15 protein-coding genes are annotated in these 16657 nt (G+C 73.4%); 6 read left to right on the top strand and 9 right to left on the bottom strand.

Translation table 11 applies throughout. The features are described 5' to 3' along the window. Positions 1 to 196 precede the first annotated feature (196 nt). Positions 197 to 1174, top strand: coding sequence for a hypothetical protein (locus ADK86_RS44090; protein WP_234345622.1), 978 nt, complete (start codon positions 197 to 199; stop codon positions 1172 to 1174). A 131-nt stretch (positions 1175 to 1305) separates the two neighbouring features. After that, on the top strand, positions 1306 to 2682 hold the full coding sequence (locus tag ADK86_RS00985; protein ID WP_053694799.1) for an amidohydrolase: 1377 nt from the start codon (positions 1306 to 1308) through the stop codon (positions 2680 to 2682). A gap of 10 nt (positions 2683 to 2692) precedes the next feature. Here ADK86_RS00985 and ADK86_RS00980 read toward each other — a convergent pair whose 3' ends face one another. After that, the gene (locus ADK86_RS00980; protein WP_159393743.1) at positions 2693 to 3571 is read right to left on the bottom strand and encodes a helix-turn-helix domain-containing protein; all 879 of its coding nucleotides are present in this window, start codon (positions 3569 to 3571) and stop codon (positions 2693 to 2695) included. 406 nt (positions 3572 to 3977) lie between these two features. On the opposite strand from ADK86_RS00980, the gene ADK86_RS00975 reads away from it, so the two are divergent. From ADK86_RS00975 to ADK86_RS00965, 3 genes are all read left to right on the top strand, one after another. Continuing rightward, positions 3978 to 4169: a hypothetical protein gene (locus ADK86_RS00975; protein WP_053694797.1), complete on the top strand. Its 192-nt coding sequence runs from the start codon at positions 3978 to 3980 to the stop codon at positions 4167 to 4169. Continuing rightward, positions 4166 to 4393, top strand: a complete 228-nt coding sequence (locus ADK86_RS00970) for a hypothetical protein (protein WP_159393742.1) — start codon at positions 4166 to 4168, stop codon at positions 4391 to 4393. The genes ADK86_RS00975 and ADK86_RS00970 overlap by 4 nt, the downstream gene beginning before the upstream one ends. A gap of 172 nt (positions 4394 to 4565) precedes the next feature. After that, positions 4566 to 6380, top strand: a complete 1815-nt coding sequence (locus tag ADK86_RS00965) for an ABC-ATPase domain-containing protein (protein ID WP_078951673.1) — start codon at positions 4566 to 4568, stop codon at positions 6378 to 6380. Between the two features lie 19 nt (positions 6381 to 6399). On the opposite strand, the gene ADK86_RS00960 is transcribed toward ADK86_RS00965, so the two are convergent. The 7 genes from ADK86_RS00960 to ADK86_RS42900 all read right to left on the bottom strand — a co-directional run bounded on the left by ADK86_RS00960 (position 6400) and on the right by ADK86_RS42900 (position 15183). Beyond that, positions 6400 to 7692, bottom strand: a complete 1293-nt coding sequence (locus ADK86_RS00960) for a glycosyltransferase (protein ID WP_053694795.1) — start codon at positions 7690 to 7692, stop codon at positions 6400 to 6402. A gap of 43 nt (positions 7693 to 7735) precedes the next feature. After that, positions 7736 to 8551 (bottom strand): ABC transporter permease, encoded by an 816-nt coding sequence (locus ADK86_RS00955; protein WP_053694794.1) that lies wholly within the window; start codon positions 8549 to 8551, stop codon positions 7736 to 7738. Then, complete coding sequence (locus ADK86_RS00950; protein ID WP_159393741.1) at positions 8535 to 9470, bottom strand: ABC transporter ATP-binding protein; 936 nt, start codon at positions 9468 to 9470, stop codon at positions 8535 to 8537. Before ADK86_RS00950 ends, ADK86_RS00955 begins: the two co-directional genes overlap by 17 nt. Further along, the gene (locus tag ADK86_RS00945; RefSeq protein WP_053694792.1) at positions 9467 to 10213 is read right to left on the bottom strand and encodes a hypothetical protein; all 747 of its coding nucleotides are present in this window, start codon (positions 10211 to 10213) and stop codon (positions 9467 to 9469) included. Before ADK86_RS00945 ends, ADK86_RS00950 begins: the two co-directional genes overlap by 4 nt. Then, positions 10210 to 12432 (bottom strand): DegT/DnrJ/EryC1/StrS family aminotransferase, encoded by a 2223-nt coding sequence (locus tag ADK86_RS40320; RefSeq protein ID WP_053694791.1) that lies wholly within the window; start codon positions 12430 to 12432, stop codon positions 10210 to 10212. Before ADK86_RS40320 ends, ADK86_RS00945 begins: the two co-directional genes overlap by 4 nt. Before the next feature lie 6 nt (positions 12433 to 12438). Further along, the gene (locus tag ADK86_RS00935; RefSeq protein WP_053694790.1) at positions 12439 to 13470 is read right to left on the bottom strand and encodes an NAD-dependent epimerase/dehydratase family protein; all 1032 of its coding nucleotides are present in this window, start codon (positions 13468 to 13470) and stop codon (positions 12439 to 12441) included. A 174-nt stretch (positions 13471 to 13644) separates the two neighbouring features. Beyond that, positions 13645 to 15183, bottom strand: a complete 1539-nt coding sequence (locus ADK86_RS42900; RefSeq protein WP_053694789.1) for a KR domain-containing protein — start codon at positions 15181 to 15183, stop codon at positions 13645 to 13647. A gap of 414 nt (positions 15184 to 15597) precedes the next feature. Here ADK86_RS42900 and ADK86_RS00925 point away from each other — a divergent pair, with 414 nt between their 5' ends. After that, positions 15598 to 16221 carry a GNAT family N-acetyltransferase gene (locus ADK86_RS00925; protein WP_053694788.1) on the top strand — a complete coding sequence of 208 codons (624 nt, stop codon included), beginning with the start codon at positions 15598 to 15600 and terminating at the stop codon, positions 16219 to 16221. 111 nt (positions 16222 to 16332) lie between these two features. On the opposite strand, the gene ADK86_RS00920 is transcribed toward ADK86_RS00925, so the two are convergent. Beyond that, on the bottom strand, positions 16333 to 16657 hold a 325-nt coding region (locus tag ADK86_RS00920; RefSeq protein WP_159393740.1), incomplete at its 5' end, for an NAD-binding protein.

The raw sequence follows: 16657 nt of genomic DNA, 5'->3' as shown, positions 1-16657 counted from the left end.
GGTCCGCCTCGCGCCCGGACCGGTCCAGTTGATCACGCGTCCCCGTGGGTCCCCACCGCGGCCAGGGGGCGAAAGTCCCGTCCCGTCAGGACTTTCCGCCCATGGTGCACGGGACCGTACGGCGAAATGATCTTGATACGCCGGGCCGGCGGCGCGTCCTGGCCGCCGGCCGACCGAAGGGAAATCTCCGCACGTCATGACATTACGCAAGCCCGCCGTGCTCGCCTCGGCCGCCGCGACGGCCCTGTTCGCGGGGCTGCTCCAGGCACCCGCCGCCCAGGCCGCAGGCGGTCCGCCGCCGTCCGGTGCCCGCGCCCTGGACAATGTGCTGTGCATCTACAGCACCGAGATCACCGACCGCACCACCGGCGGTTACGTGTGGGACGTCGCCAAGCGGGCCCACGCGCTGTGGAAGAGCGAGGACTTCCAGCGCGAGTACGGGAAGCTGTCCTACGCCGAGCAGATGAACAAGCTGCTGTACGAACTGAACGTGAGCCAGCACGTGTTCGGTCACAGCTGGCTCGTGCACTTCAACTCCGGCGGCGCACTGCACCGGAAACTCGACGGAGGCGAAGAGGCCCGCTACGACACCTATTCGTTCCAGCCCAACGACCCGGACGGCACCAACGGCGACGGTTCTCCGGTCGACGGCATGTCCGTCAATTACACCGGCTACGACATCAACGTCCCGGGCAAGCCCCTGGTCGAATGGGACCGGCCGAGCCGCAAGCAGGACCAGGGCCAGGCGTATGCGCCGCGCGCCGCGCGCTGCAAGAAGCTGACCGGCACCCAGCAGAAGGCATTCGGCCAGGAAATCCGGCGGCGGGCGGAAATCAACGAGAAGTACACGCTCCTGCCGAGCTGGAATTTCGTCTTCACCGGTGGCTGGGCGGGCACGTCCGCGCGCAACTGCACCACCTTCGCCCTCCAGGTCTGGGACGCGACGATGAAGGACGCCCCGTCCGAGCGCCTCGACGCGCCCGGCGGCCTGCCCGCCGCGGACATCAACAAGCTGGGCGGCGAGGTGCCGGGCGACCTGACGCAGAGCGAGTTCTCGGCGTGGATTCCCGCCCTGGCCGGCAAGTGGATCCGCGAGAAGAACGGCGGGCAGAACGAGAACGCGGAGGTTCCGCGGTTCGCGGACGACGTACTGGCACCGGCCGACGCGCGGTAGGCGCCGGGGGCGCCGAGGGGCGCGGCAGGCGTGGGTCCGGGCGACCGGACGGCCGGTTGCCCCGCCCCTCCCCCACCCGCGCCCCTCCCGTGCCATCGTCGTGGCACACCGTCCCACCCCAGGGAGCCACCGTGCCCGACCGCACCCCGCAGACCCCCTCCCGCCCCGACGCCGCCGACCTGGTGATCGCGGGCGGCACCGTCCTCGTCCACGACGACCAGGACGGCATCGGCTTCGCCGAGGACGCCGCGATCGTCGTACGGAGCGGCCGGATCGACGCGGTCACCACGGCCGCTGCGGTGGCGGACCTGCCCGCCGCCGAACGCCTCGATGCCCGCGGCCAGGCCGTGCTGCCCGGCCTGATCAACTGCCATACCCACGCGCCGATGGTGCTCTTCCGGGGGAGCGCCGAGGACCTGCCCACCGAGGAGTGGTTCAACGAGCGGATCTGGCCGGCCGAGACCAACCTCACCGACCACGACGTACGGCTCGGCGCGCTGCTCGCCTGCGCCGAGATGATCAGCCGCGGTGTCACCACGTTCGCCGACCACTACTTCGCGATGGACGAGCTGGCGCACGCCGTGGAGGTGAGCGGGCTGCGGGCGAACCTCGGGTGGGCGTACTTCTCCTCGATGGGCCCGGCGGGCCGCGAACGCTCGCTGGACTTCGCGCTGCGCCGCCGCGGCGGGGCCGGCGGCCGGATCACCACCTCGCTCGCGCCGCACGCGCCGTACACCGTCTCCGACGCCGACCTGCGCGCGACCGCCGGGCTCGCCCGCGACCACGGCCTGCCCGTCCATCTCCACGCCGCCGAGAACCGCGAACAGACCGAGCACAGCCTCGCCCGCCACGGCCGCACCCCGATCGAGACGCTGCACCGCGCCGGTCTGCTGGACGTGGACGTTCTGATCGCCCACGGCACCGGCATCCTGGAGCGGGATCTCCCGGTGCTCGGCAGCGCCACCGCACGTGTCGGCGTGGCCACCGCCCCCAGGGGCTACCTGAAGTTCGCGTGGGACACGACGCCCGTACGGCTGCTGCGCTCGGTCGGCGTCCCGGTCGGCCTGGCGACGGACGGCGCCGCGTCGAACAACACCCTGGACGTCTGGGAGAGCATGACCCTCACGGCTCTGGTGCAGAAGGCGGCGGAACGGGACCCGCGGTGGCTGACCGCCCGTCAGGCACTCGATCACGCGACGACGCAGAGCGCCCGCGCACTCGGCCTGGACGGGCAGGTGGGGCGGCTCGCGCCGGGGCACCGGGCGGACATCGTGCTGGTGGACCTGACCGCGCCGCACATCCAGCCGGTGCACGACCTGGCCACCGCCCTGGTGCACAGCGTCCGCTCCGGCGATGTCCGCACCACCGTCGTGGACGGCCGCGTCCTCATGCGCGACCGCCGCCTGCTCACCCTCGACGTGCCCGCGATCACCGCGGAGATCCGCGGCCGGCTGCCCGCTCTGCTCGACCGCGGCCACGGCAACCGCGTTCAGCACTACGACGGCTGAGCGCCCGCTGTCACCCCCCGGCCGTCGCGTCCAGATAGGCGCCCAGCGGCTGGAGCGGGGTCCACAGCTGTTCGAAGTAGGCGGCGAAGTAGGACATGTAGGTGCGGTCCTGGACGCTGAAGCCGTTCAGCTTCTGGCGGGAGCCGCCGGAGAAGGCGAGGAAGACGACGCTGTCGTCGATCAGGGCCATGTTCAAACCGTCCGCAGCGGCCGTCCACCGCAGCACACTGGCCTCGTAGTTGAGGATGTCGTCGGTCTCGTCGCGGTGCCGCCGGGCCCAGGCGAGGACGTCCTTGTCGGGCACGCCGCCGGTCTCCGGGATGCCGATGATGCGGCGGACGCTGCGCTGGTCCTCGGTGTCCTCGCGGGCCCAGGCCAGGATGTCCGCGAAGTAGTCGGCGGACGCCTTGGTCGTGTACTGGTCGGGCGGGTAGCGGCGGGTGTACGTGACCCGGATCTCCGAGCGCGCCGAACGGACGCTGCGCGCCGCGGCGGAGTAGAACTCGGGGTTGCTGCGGTACCAGGTCGCGGCGAGCAGCGCGTCGCCGCCGACGTCCGGCAGCGCTGCCGGGCGCGCCGGCGCTACGCCTCCGGCCGGGTCCCTGCGCAGCGCGTCCAGGCGGCGCTTCGCGTCCCGCCACCGGTCCAGCCAGTCCCCCGGCTCCTCCCCGCACGCGGTCACGAAGGCGCAGGTCAGCTCCCAGCTGGGGAAGCGGCGGCCGTTGAGCATCGCGGACACCGAGCTGCGTCCGCACTTCATCTGGAGGGCGAGGCGCGCCTCCGTGGGCTCGAAGCACCGCAGGCGCAGTTCGCGCAGCTGCTCGGCGAAGGCCGCCACGGGTTCCGGTACGGGCTGGGGTGCGGGCGAGGACGGGGACCGGCCGGTCAATGGATCTTCCCCCCGGATGCGCGGTGGCGGCGGTGGCACGGATGGGGTGACACAGATGTTCCGCGCCTGTCCGTCATTGTCCGCCCGTGTCACGGGTGTTCGCCAGTGTCCGTGCGCGCCGTCCTGGTGCTCATGTATTCCGCCGCCCGTCGCTCAGGCATGGGCGCAGGTGAGCGCGGGGCCGAGACTGCCGTTACGGGCCGCGCCACCGCGCACGGCATCCGACGGGAGGAAAGGAGCGCGCCATGTGACCTGACCGATGACCTCGACCGGGCGGGAGGCGGAAGCGTCCCCTACCGCCGCAGCGCAACACAGAGGCCGCTCCCTGGAGCTTCTGGCGGGAAGCAGGGAACGGCCTTCTGCCGGAATCAGGAGACCCCGTGTACGTCACGCACAAGGAGACCTCATGTTCGTCAATTGCAGGATAGCCCTTCGCTGTACGGGGACCGCCTTCCTGGCGGTGCTCATCGTGGGCGTCACGCTGGTGACGCCCGCCCCCACCGGATTCCCCCTCTCGCAGGACGCCCTCTGGGTTCTGCTCGCGGCGTCGGCGCTGACGCCGGCCGCCGCTGCGGGCGGAGCGAGGTGGGGGCGGTGAGCGGATCGCCGGGGGCGGCGCCGTGCCGGCGGTGCGGCGCGCCGGAGCCGCGCGTCTTCACCACTCCGGTCGTCGACTGCTCCGGCCGGCTGCGGATCGCCACGTCCGTGATCTGCGCGTGCGGCGAAGCCACCCTGGTCGGCGTACAGCCGGCGCGTACGGATGGCGGCCGGGACGCGCGGGGGGACGAGGCCCGGCGGCTGTTCCCGTTCTCCGTGTACTGACGGGGACGGGGCCGGGACCAGGTACGGAACGGGCGGGGCCGCTCCCGGGCCCCGCCCGCGCCACGGCACCGGACCGGCGTGCGACGCCACGGCGCCCGTCTGGGTATCGTCGGCCGTCGGGCCGGTGATCCAGCCGGTGACCGGATGACGCGACGCGAAAGGTGCAGGCGCTGTGCGACGCCCTCAAGGCCGTGACCACGACCGAGGCCGCGAATACGGCCGAGGCCACGAATACGGGCGGGACCGCGGCCACGGCCGTTCCTCCGACCGGCGCCCGGCCGGACGCCCGCAGGGCATCCGTGACGGCCTGGCCGGGGAGCTGCGCCGGATGGACGGTGCCTCGTACGGCAGGTACAAGTCCCTCCTCGGCTCCTGGGCCATGCCCGGCTTCACCCTGGAGGTGATCCGCGGGCAGTCCGACCCGTACGCACCGCCCGCGCGGGTCGCCCTGCGCGTACCGGCCGAGGAGGCGGGCTTCCCGGCGGACCTGTGGGAGTCGCCGGTGCGGCGGCGGGCGCTGGCGAGCTACCTGGCCCGGCGGGCCGCCGAGGCGGCGGACCACCGGTCGCTGCGTGTGGACGCGGGTGGCCAGGAGGTGCTGGAGCGCAGCTCGTGCCTGGTGGACGCGCGGGACGGCGCGGTGACGCTGCGGCTGGGCGTGGACCTGCCGGGGCACGGCCGCCGCATCGACGGGCACGCGGCGGAGCACGTTCTGTGCGGCCTGCTGCCGAAGGTCGTCGAGCGCGCGCTGCGCTACACGGCGCTGGACGCCGATGACGTACGCGCTTTCGCGGACGCCGTCGAGGACTCGGACGCGCTGCGGGCCGCGCTGCCCGGCCTCGGCCTGGTGGCGTTCGTCGCGGACGGTGCGGTGCTGCCGCGGCGCAGCGGCGTGGACGACCGCCCGGCGGCCGGCGGCGGGGTCGTCCCCTTCGCCTCGCCCGAGGAGCTGCGGGTCTCGGTCGACCTGCCGCACGCCGGGACGGTCACCGGCATGGGCGTCCGCGAGGGCGTCACCCTGATCGTCGGCGGCGGCTTCCACGGCAAGTCGACGCTGCTGCGCGCCCTGGAGACCGGCATCTGGGACCACGTGCCGGGCGACGGCCGTGAGCTGGTGGTGGCCCGGCCCGACACCGTCAAGATCCGTTCCGAGGACGGCCGGCGGGTCGAGCGGGTGGACGTGCACGCCTTCGTCGACCACCTGCCGAGCGGCGCGGACACCACCGACTTCCGTACGGACAACGCCTCCGGATCCACCTCGCAGGCCGCCTCCCTGTGCGAGGCCGTCGAGGCGGGCGCCCGGGTGCTGCTCATCGACGAGGACACCGCGGCCACCAACCTCATGATCCGCGACGCGCGGATGCAGGCGCTGGTGGCCAAGGAGCGGGAGCCGCTGACGCCGTTCGTGGACCTGGTGCGCTCGCTGCACCGGGACCACGGCGTCTCCACCGTGCTGGTGATGGGCGGCTCCGGCGACTACATGGAGGTCGCGGACCAGGTGCTCATGATGGACGCGTACCTGCCGTCCGATGTCACCGCGCGGGCACGGCAGTTGGCGGCGGTGCCGACCGGCCGGACCGCGGAGGCGGAGTCCTTCCCCGGCGTCGCGCACCGCCGCCCGGACCCCGGCTCGCTCGACACGTCGGTACGCGGCCGCTCCCGTATCCGCGCCCGCGGCGACGACGCGCTGACCTTCGGCGAGCACGACGTCGACCTGCGGGCCGTCGAGCAGATCGCGGACGCGCGCCAGGTGGTGGGCATCGGCCTGGCCCTGGAACTGATGGTGCGGCGCGGGTACGTGGACGGCGGGCGCACGCTGGCCGAGGCGCTCGACCTGCTCGACGGCGACCTGGCGGACGGCGCGCACCGCCTCCTCGCCGTCCGCGACGAGGACTTCGCGCTGCCCCGCCGCCACGAGGTCGCCGCGGCCCTGAACCGGCTGCGGGGCCTGCGGGTGCTGGGGCGGCCGGCCACCCCGCAGCCGTAGGGCGCCGGCCCGGCTCCGCTCAGCGCTCCCCGAGCCGGGCCCATACCCGGTCGAACACCGCGTCGACCGAGGAACCGCTCGCGTGCCGCGCGTTCGCGGCGCCGGCCCGGGCGGCCAGGTCGGCGTCCTCCAGGCCGCGGAGCGCGGCGGCGCCGCGGCGTACCGTCTCGGCGCGGCCGTCCGGGCCGGTGGGGTCCAGGCCCCGTACGTCGAAGCCGAACTCCCGCAGGTTCTCCGGCGCCACGCTCTCGGACACGCCCCCGGCGGCCGCGATGGGCAGGACGACGGGCTTGCCGTGGAAGGCCGCCGAGGTCACCGACGACGGGCGTGCGTCGACGAAGGTCGCCGAGGGCAGCGATGTCTGGAGATAGGCGTCGGAGACCTGGAAGAGGGCGTGCACGATGCGCGGCGGCACCTCCAGCACGCATGCCGATCCCTTCGCCACGAGTTCCGCCAGGGCGCCGGTCGCGAGGCCGTCGAGGCCGGTGCCCACCCCGGAGAGGACGAGTTGCCAGCCGTCCAGTCCGGCCGAGGCGAAGATGTCGGCCGCCAGGTCCAGGTGCTTGTCCGGGTGGATCCGCCCGGCCGACAGCACCCACTTCTTCGACGCGTCCAGATCCCCGATCCTGCGGGTCACGCCCGGATCGGCGCTGAACCGGGCCCTGTCCCAGGGCGGCTCCGGCCCGGTGCCCAGCCACATCGCGGCGGGCGATTCCACCACGGCGTGCCAGCGCACCCCGTGTCCCGCCACGACGTCGCCGAGCCACTTCGAGGCCACGCCGACGAAGTCCGCCGCCGCCAGCGATTCCTTGTACAGGCCGCACACCTGGTGCGCGTGACCGGCGTCGCCGAGGGTTTCGGCGACCCATCGCGGGTCCGGCCACTGGTAGCCGTCGCCGCCGCGCAGGAAGAGGGCGAGCCGGTAACCGTACTTCTCCTTCAGCCCGGCCAGCAGCGGTGCGAGCGGGAACGCGTAGGGGAGGAAGACCCAGTCGATGCCGCCCTGCCGTTCCACGGCCTGGCGCAGGGACGCCTCCACCGAGAGCCAGCCGATGTGCAGGGGCGCCTTCTGCGCGGACAGGTCGTTGAACGGGACCTCCACCACCCCGTCGGGCACCGCGTCGCGCGGATCGAGCATCAGGCACCCCGAGGGGCGCAGCGGATAGGCGTAGGACACCGCCATGCCGCGGGCGAGCGCGTACGAGATGAGCGGCCGCGTGAACTGGGCGGTGTGCCCGGCGATCGTGATGGGCACCGGGGTCCCGTCGATCACCCGGCTGTAGGCGGACTTTCCCATGACGAGCAGATGCACGGTTGCCTCCGGCTGGTCGTGGACGGCCGTGCGGCCGTCCGGCTCAGGCCGCCCACCGGCGGACCCAGGCGCCGGCGGACACGACCGCCGTCGCGGTGAAGACGCAGGTGATCAGAACGCCGATCGCGAGGTGCGGGTGGTCGCCCGGCAGCAGGACCCCGCGCAGGGCGTCGGCGATATAGGTCGCGGGATTGAAGTCGCCGACGGCTCGCAGGGCCGGCGGGAGGAGCGGGGCGGGCAGGACGACCGCCCCGGCCCCCAGCGAGGTGAGGGAGACCAGCAGGCTGAGCGGCGAGGCCAGTTCGGGTGTGGGGGTGAGGCCGCCGATGAGCGCGCCGACGCCGACGTAGGCGAAGACCGCGACCGGGACGACCAGGACGGCGAGCGGCGAGACGGCCAGTTCGACGTCGAGCAGCCAGGCGTCGAGCACGATGGTGGCCATGATGCCGGGCAGCGCGAACGCGCAGAAGGCCGCGCCGGTCGAGACGATCAGCAGCGCGGGCCGGATGGGCAGTCGCAGCAGATGATCGAGACCGCCGGTCTGCCGCAGGTTGACGAAGTGGGCGGACGTCTTGCCCATGGAGTCCACGGAGGCGGACAGCAGCACCGCCCCGATCAGGGCGTGGCTGACCGCGCCGGGGGTCGCATGGCGCAGCGCGGTGCCCAGCATCAGTCCGTAGAGGACCGGCAGGATCGTGCCGAGGACCAGGAAGGTGCGCCAGGTCCATCGCCAGTTGAGGATTTGCAGGCTGATCAGCTGGCCGAGTTCGGTGAGGATGCCGGGCCGGGACCGGGCGTCCGGCGGCTGCATGACGGGCAGGACACCGGCCGTATCGGCGGTTTCAGTGGTGTTCGGCATGGTGGAAGTACAGATCCTCCAGATTCGCGGAACGTACCCGGATGTCGGCGATGCGGTCGTTGTCCCCCATCCGCTTGAACAGCCCCGTGACGGCCTCCGGTTCGGCGAGGGTGCGCCACAGGCCGGCCCCGGCCCGGTCCCACGCGTACTCCGGCGGCAGATCCGGCCCCAGGGCGCCGTCACCGACCACCTCGACACGCAGCGCGCTGCCGAGCCGGCGTTTCAGTTCGGCCGGGCGGCCGGCCGCGGCGACCCGGCCCGCGACCAGGATGACGACCTTGCCCAGGACCCGTTCCGCCTCCAGGGGGTCGTGGGTCACCAGGACGATCGTGCGCCCGAGGCTCCGGTTGAGTTCGCCGAGCCTGCTCCAGACCTCGGCGCGGCGGCCCGGGTCCAGGCCGGCGGTCGGCTCGTCCAGAATCACCAGGGACACCGCGCCCGCGCAGGCCATCGCGATCAGGGCGAGCTGCCGCTGGCCCCCGGACAGGTGGTTCAGCCGCCGGCGGGCGAAGGCGCCGAGCCCCCACCAGTCGATGAGCGCGTCCCGTTCGTCGCGCGCCGCGGCCCTCGGCAGTCCGCGCAGCCGTGCGGTCAGCCGTACCGCCTCGGCGGGGGTGAGCAGGCACATGGGCGTGGCGTCCTGGGCGAGGTAGCCGGTGGACGACCGGGCCGCCCCGGCCGCGGCCGCCGGAGCCCCGTAGAGCCTGGCTTCGCCGTGCGCCGGGCGCAGGGCCCCCACCATGGTGCGTACGAGAGTGGTCTTGCCGGCTCCGTTGCGGCCGAGGATGCCGCACAGCTCCCCGGGGGCGACGGTCAGGGAGACGCGGTCCAGCGCGGGCCGCACGAGTCCGGGGTAGTGGTGTGTCACGTGGCGGAGGGTGATGACGGCCTCCGGGCCGCCGTGGGCCGGTGGCGTCATGAGGTCCACCCCGTCCCGTCGGAGGCCGGGCCGTCGGGCTCGGGAAGGCCGAGCCGCTGCCAGCGCGGGGTGTAGCGGCTGGCCTCCTTGCTGAAGACGACGCGGTCGGACAGATGCCTCGGGCGGGCGTGCGGCAGTTCCTTGCGGATGAACCACTCCTTGCCTTGCTCCAGGTCGGCGGCGGTCACCTGGGAGGGCAGCAGGGGCATGAGATCGCAGAACGCGGTGTGCAGCGTGTCCTGTCCGAACGGCGACCGGACCCGTTCGACCGCCGTCGTGCGTCCGATCTCCTGGCGGAAGGTGTACGTGCCCGCGAAGAACTTCGATTCCCAGGTGCCGAAGTCGAACCAGTATGGCCCGTGCTCGGTGTCGAACTCGATGGCCAGGTGGCCGCTCGGCGGGCCGAGACCGGCGAGCCGGCGTTCGTGGGTCACGATGCGGTGGCGGAATCCGTGCAGCGAGAGCAGGGTGGCGGCGACGAGGGTCCGTTCCGCGCACGGCCTCAGGCAGTAGGTCGTGCCTTCGGCGAGGATGTCCGGCACCGAGCGTTTCAGGAAGCGGGTCCGCATCCACCGCTCGTCGGGCAGCGCCTTCCGTACGTGCTGGTGGACCCAGTCCATGAGGTGGGCCACGACGTCCGTCGGCCGCCCCCAGAGCGCGGGCACCTCGATCTCGCCCCGTGCCGTCCGGTAGCGCCCGGCGTGCCACAATCCCGCGGGTGACGTGTAGAGGGCCGGGGTCATCGGGTCACTCCGGTTTCGAGCGCCCGGCCGAGCGACGAGGCGATCCGCAGGGCGGCCCGGTCCGTCAGGCGGGCGTGCATGGGCAGGGTCACGACACGGCGTGCCAGGTCGTCGGTGACCGGCAGCTCCGCCGGTCCGGCCGGGAACCGTTCGCGGTAGAAGCGGTGCCGGTGCACGGGGGGATCGAAGTGCACCGACGCCTCGACACCGGCCGCGCGCAGGCCCGCCACCAGCCCGTCCCTGATCGACGGGTCCGCCAGCCGGATCACGTACATCTGGTACACGTGGTGGAAGCCGGGCAGTTCGCCGTGCGGACGCAGCCGGTCACCGAAGTCCGCCAGCGCGGAGTCCAGCAGGGCGGCGACCGCGCGTCTGCGCTCGTTCATACCGGTCAGGCGCTCCAGCTGGCGGCGGCCGACGGCGGCGAGCGGCTCCGGCATGCGGAAGTTGAAGCCGGCGACGACGGCTTCCTTCCGCCAGGGGTACGGGGAGCCGGGCACCGGCCGCATGCCGTGCGCGCGCAGCGTCCGGACCGCGGAGGCGATCCCGGGGTCGTCGGTGAGGACCATGCCGCCCTCTCCGGTGGTCATGTTCTTGGTCGGATAGAAGCTGAAGCAGCCGGTACCGAAGGTTCCCGTGAGCCTGCCGCCCTGCCGCGCGCCCGCCGCTTCCGCGGAGTCCTCCACCAGCAGCAGACCGTGCCGTTCGCAGAGCCCGGACAGTTCCGCCACCCGGCACGGGTGACCGGCGTAGTGCACGCACAGCACGGCTTCGGTACGGGGCCCGATCGCGGCGGCAGCCGCTCGCGGGCTCATGCCCAGGGTGTCCGGGTCGATGTCCACCCAGACCGGCACCGCTCCGGCCGCCACCACCGCGTTCGCGGTGGCCGCCCAGGTGAAGCTCGGCACCAGGACCTCGCCGCGGACGCCCGCGCAGCTCAGGACGGCGAACAGCGCGGAGGCCGCCGAATTGACCGTGACCGCGTGCCGCGCCCCGTGCCAGTCGGCGAACTCCCGCTCGAAACTCTCCACTTCGTGGCCCGCTGTCAGCCGTCCGGAGAGCAGAGCGGTACCGGCGGCGCGTACGTCCCGGTCCGTGACGTCGGGCGGGGCCATCGGGACACGGTCGTACGGGCCCGGGTCCACGCGCGGTGACCGCCCGTGGGCCACGGACTCGTAGATCTCGCGGTGCCGGTCGGCCACCGCGCCCCATCCGTAACGCTCCACGATCCGTCCGCGTGCCGCGTCAAGCGCCTTCTCCGCGGCTCCCGTTGTCAACAGCTGCTCGGCCAGGGCGACGACCCGCCGTACGGGTGTCTCCGCCAGCGGGAGCGGGAGCAGGCCGGGGTAGCCGGGGCCCAGGGCGTCGGCCGCGCCGTCACAGTCGGCGGCGATCACCGGGAGGCCGCTTGCGGCGGCGGTCAGCACCCATTCCCGCGTACGGTCCGCCACGTTGCCCGCCGCCACGACGAGCGCGACGCGCCGCATGACGGGGTCCGGCAGCGGCTCCGCTCCGACGGTCCGCAGCCGCATGCCGGGCCGGAGCTCGGACAGGGCGGTGAGCAACGCGGGCAGGTGCACGGTGTCCTGCGGAGGGCCGGCGAAAAGCACCTCGTCAGCCGTACGCCCGCCGGGAGGCGCCTCCGGAGGACCGGCCGTTTCGATTCCCGGCGGGACGACGAGCACAGGGGTGGCGCAGGCCACCGCGGTCAGCTGGTCTCGTGCTTGCGTGTGCGGCACGATGAGCGCGGCGCCGTAGTCGTTCGCTCTCAGCAGCCGGTGGGTCAGGGTGCCCGGCTCGCCGGCCGTAGGGAATTGATGGCTGGAGGTCAGGAACGGCGTGCCGGTCAGCGACCTGGTCATGGCCGCCAACTGCGGCGCGAATACGGGGTCGTGGGCGTGTACGAGATCGAAGCCGGCCACCCTGCCGAGCAGCGCGCGCAGCCCTGCGGACAGTCCGTCCGCCAGTTCGGCCGGTGCCGGGAGGCAGCGCGCGGGGTCTTCTGGGGGAACCCATGGGAATTCCACGACGGACACACCGGGGTGGTGGCTCATGGTGCGGGCATCCTCCTCGGGCCGCCCCGCCGTCGCCGCGACGACCCCGCCCGACACGCCCGCGGCGGCCAGCGCCCGGGCCAGTCGGAGAACCTGGTCGGCAGGGCCGGGCCCGGTCCGCGGGGCGGGAGACGTACACGTGATCAGGTGCAGTACCCGTAGCACCGCCCGTCACCTCGAAGGCTCGGAGTTCGCCCCCGCCACGCGCGGGCCGGGCAGGGGTTCCGTCGCGGCAGGCGCGTCGAGCGAACGGTAGAAGTCGGCGTACCGCTCGATGCCGGACTCCAGATCGAAGCACGGCCGGTACCCGAGCACACGTCGGGCGTGGCCGATGTCCAGGGTGCCGCGCTTCGGCTTGTTCGGATCGGCGGGCTCTTCGTGCACCGTGTAACCGGGAAAGTGGGTACGCAGAATGTCCGCCAGCTCCCGCAGCGTACGGCCTCTGCCCGCGGTGAGATTGAACGTGCGGCCGGGCGCCCGCGGATGGAACGCGACGAGATCGAGCCCGGCGGCGAGGTCGTCCACGTAGGTGAAGTCCAGCGCGCTTCCGGCCCCGCGCAGCGTGCCCGGCACACCCGTACGTGCCTGCTCCAGCAGCCTCTGCACGATGCGGCCGTTGGAGTCGTACGGCCCGTAGACGGCGGACGGCCGGACGATCACGGCGCTCTGCCCGTCGAGGGCGCTCGCCGCGCGCACCATCTCCTCGCCCCGGAACTTCCCCACGCCGTACGCCCCGCTGGGCCGCAGCGGATGGCTCTCGTCCACGGACGAGGACTCGAAGTCCCCGTAGACGAAGCTGGAGGAGACGAAGACCAGCCGGGCCCGCCGGCCGGCCAGCGCGTCGAGGACGTGGCGCAGACCGGTGACGTTCACCTGCTCACCGAGCGCCCGCTCGCGGGCCGCGTCCTCCGCGACGGACACCGCGGCGAGATGCACCACGACCGACGGGGCCACCTCGTGGATCAGGTCGGTGACGCTCACCGGGTCCCGCACATCGAGCGGCACCAGCGTCGCCAGGTCCGCGACGCGGCGTCTGCGCAGCGCCGCGATGTGCCCGGTCATGGCCGGAGCGCCGGCGGGCAGGCGGGGGCTGTCGGTGTCCGCCGCCACCAGTTCGAGGGAGTCGCGCCGTCGGGACAGCCGCTGGATCAGACTGTGCCCGATGAAGCCGCCGCCTCCGGTGATCAGTACACGTTTCCTCACGTCAACTCCTCTGGCGGGGGCCGGTCACAGGGACGGTCGGCTGGTGGTGTCGCTCACCGGCCCGGAGCCGGAGCGCGGGTGGCCGCGGCCGTACTCCGTGAAGACCGGCCCGCGGTGGCGTACCGGTGCCGCGCCCGAGACGTGATCCCGCCCGCGCCGTCGCTCCCGGGCAGGTCACCGTGTCCACGGGACTCCTCCCTCGACGGGCGTGCAGTCCGCAGCCGCCTGGCCCGTGAGCGGAACGGGCAGCAGCAGCACGTGGGCCGGGAGCGTGCGCGCCTGCGCGGTGATGGCCGTGGCCCAGCGCGCGCCCTGGTCCGGGTCCAGGCACCACGGTCCGGTGCTTTCGAGCCGCTGCGTGCACGGAAGATCGTCCGTCCCAGGGTGGTCCCGGACCGGCCAGGCGACGCACTGTGCCGTGACGTCCCGGCGTCCCGCCCGGAGCCTGGCGACGGCGGTGGCAAGGTATGCGTCACCGGCTGCGGAGTCCGTCCGGCCGGGCAGGCCCGCGGAGCCGGAGCCGTAGACGACGGCCAGCCTGAGTCCGTCCCCGGCGGCGTCCAGCAGATTGTGGAACCCCGCGATCCTCGCCGCAGCGGTGTTCTCCCAAGCGTCGGCGGGCTTCTCGGTGAGCTTGAGGGGGTGCTCGCTCCCGGCGCCGTGCAGGACGGTACGGACCGTCAGTCCGAGCAGGCCGAGCCGCTCGCCGAGGACGCGCATGGCCCGTACGTCACAGACGTCGATCACCTCGTGGTCCACCGTGACGCCCATGCCGCGCAGCCGGGGCGGCGCCGACCGGGCGGCGGGCGGGCGCGACGGGCGATGCCGACGGCGCTGGGATACGTGTGGTGCGCGCTCCAGCAGCACCAGCTTTCCCGGCAGCGGACCGGACAGCCGCTCCGCCGCGGCGCACAGCGCATCGCCGACGATGCCGGTCGTGCCGCCGGACACGAGAATCGCGGCACCCGGTTCCCGCAGCGCGTCCAACAGCCCCGGTGTGGAAGCGTCCTGATCGCGGTCGGTGAGTGGTAGGGCGGTCAGCCGCGTTGTCCAGCAGCCGCCCGCGCTCAGGCCGAGGGCGTGCCGACCGCCGGCCGGGCGGCCCATGCGGGCGATACGGCGGGCCGCCGACCGGTGCGGGCCCCGGCCGACGTCGACGAGGAGGGTGGCCACCGACGGATACTCATCACGGAGCGCCCGGGCGAAGCCCGCCAGAGCACCGCCCGCCGGGTCGAGCCCCGCCGGGGAGCCACCGGACCGGCCGTCCGCCGCGGTGACCAGCAGCAGACCGCCCGGACCGTATCGCTCCCAGCCCTCGGCCAACTCCTTGACCAGGGCCCGCAGACAAGCCAGCTCGGCCAGCGTGCGTGCACCGTCGGAACTGCTCAGCGGAGCCTGACCGGTTCCGCCGCGTGCCGATACCCACACCAGCCAGCGGGGCCCCGTCGGCTCGGTCAGGGCCCGTGCCTGCCGCGGCACCGGCGCCGTCCCGTCCGTCCGGCGGCCGGTCAGCTCCACCACGTCGAGCGCCTGGACCCGGGCGCCCGCCAGCGCCAGTTCCCGCGCGAGTTCTCCGGCCAGGGGACCGGCCGCCGCCTCGGCGACCAGTACGCAAACACCGGTCCAGGGAGCGCCCGCCCAGGGCTCGGCCGGGACCGCTGTCGGGGTGAAGAGCCTGAAGTGCGAAGTGGGGGCGGGTGCTGGTTCTGCCAAGGGACCCTGTACCTCCTGCGATCTGGCGAGGCCCGGTGCTGCCCCGGCGGGGCCTCACGCCCCACAGGCAGGCGTGATCCGGTTCCATCAGTCGTCGGAGCGCGCGACCCGGACACCGCCGGATGCGCGGTGCCCGGCGGTACGGCGTGCGCCGGCCAGGTGGGAGAGCGGCCGACGCCGCACATCGAGAAACGTGGGGTGACCCGGAAGGCCGGTCCAGCCGATGGGGCCGAACCAGACACTTCGCCACCATAGCGATATTGACCACCATCACTGGTCCATTACCTGAATTGTCGCCCATATGAGGGAGCGCTCTTCGTGATACGGAAGTGCGCCGGAGCGGCACGGCTGGCGCAAGAGGCGCGGCGGCCTTCCCATACACCGCCCGTACACGGCTCTTGGCAAGATCCACCCATGACTTCACCCGCGTCCTCCCCCACGGCTTCCCCGATACCTCCCGTCGTGCCCGCAGGCCGGCTGCGCGACAGTGAGCAGCCCACCCTCGCGCTGTCCACGGACGCCGAGTTGCGTCCGTGGCGGCCCGCCGATGCGCAGGTGCTGGTCGCCGCGTGCCAGGACCCGGACATCGTCCACTGGAACCGGCCCGCGCGGATCTCGCCGGACGGCGCCCGGGACAAGATCGCCCACTGGCACCGGCGGTGGCACGACGAACAGGCCGCCATCTGGGCCGTCGCGGGCGCGGGCGGCGGCGCGGCGGTGGGGCTGGCCGGGATCGGGGACATCGATCTCCGCGGTGGCAGCGCCGAGTTCCTCTACTGGCTGCTGCCGGCCGGACGCGGACGCGGACTGGCCGTGTCGGCGACCGTACGGATCAGCCGGTGGGCCATGGACGAATTGGGCCTGCACCGACTGCGGATCTCGCACTCCGTCGCCAACCCTGCGTCCTGCCGTGTGGCGGAAAGGGCCGGCTTCCGGCTCGAAGGCACCATGCGCAGCGCGCTGTTGCACGCCGACGGCTGGCACGACGAGCACTTGCACGCCCGTGTTGCGGGCGACGACTGGCCGGACCCGGCATGACGGGCGTGGGGCGCGAGCCGTAGGGGTCCGGCCACAGGTGTGCCCGAGCCACCGTCGCGGGTTGCGGGCGCGGCGGTGGCTCGGGCGGTCCTTGTACGGTACGGGCCGGACTCAGCCGGTGGTGTGGCCGGAGAGGCGTTCGACGCCGCGCAGGAGGGCGGAGTGGTCGAGGCCGCCGTCGCCCTGGGCGCGCAGCGCCGCGATCAGGGAGGCGACCAGGGTGCCGACGGGCAGGGCGGCGCCGACCGTGCGGGCGGCGTCGGTGACGATGCCCATGTCCTTGTGGTGCAGATCGATGCGGAAGCCGGGCGTGAAGTCGCGGGTGAGGAAGTTGTCTTTCTTACGGGTCAGCACGGTCGAGCCGGCCAGCCCGCCGTTGAGGACGTCGAGGGCGGCGGACAGGTCGACGCCGGACTTCTCCAGGAAGACGACGGCT

This window comes from Streptomyces sp. NRRL F-5755, from assembly GCF_001279365.1.
Lineage (GTDB): Bacteria > Actinomycetota > Actinomycetes > Streptomycetales > Streptomycetaceae > Streptomyces > Streptomyces rimosus.
This window is presented reverse-complemented; position numbering and strand designations above follow the sequence as displayed.

What these genes read in the sequence shown, in the direction of transcription:
- ADK86_RS44090 (WP_234345622.1), top strand. Translation starts at nt 197, where the DNA reads ATGACATTACGCAAGCCCGCCGTGCTCGCCTCGGCCGCCGCGACGGCC.
- ADK86_RS00975 (WP_053694797.1), top strand. Translation starts at nt 3,978, where the DNA reads ATGTTCGTCAATTGCAGGATAGCCCTTCGCTGTACGGGGACCGCCTTC.
- ADK86_RS00955 (WP_053694794.1), bottom strand. Translation starts at nt 8,551, where the DNA reads ATGCCGAACACCACTGAAACCGCCGATACGGCCGGTGTCCTGCCCGTC.
- ADK86_RS00950 (WP_159393741.1), bottom strand. Translation starts at nt 9,470, where the DNA reads ATGACGCCACCGGCCCACGGCGGCCCGGAGGCCGTCATCACCCTCCGC.
- ADK86_RS00945 (WP_053694792.1), bottom strand. Translation starts at nt 10,213, where the DNA reads ATGACCCCGGCCCTCTACACGTCACCCGCGGGATTGTGGCACGCCGGG.
- ADK86_RS00925 (WP_053694788.1), top strand. Translation starts at nt 15,598, where the DNA reads ATGACTTCACCCGCGTCCTCCCCCACGGCTTCCCCGATACCTCCCGTC.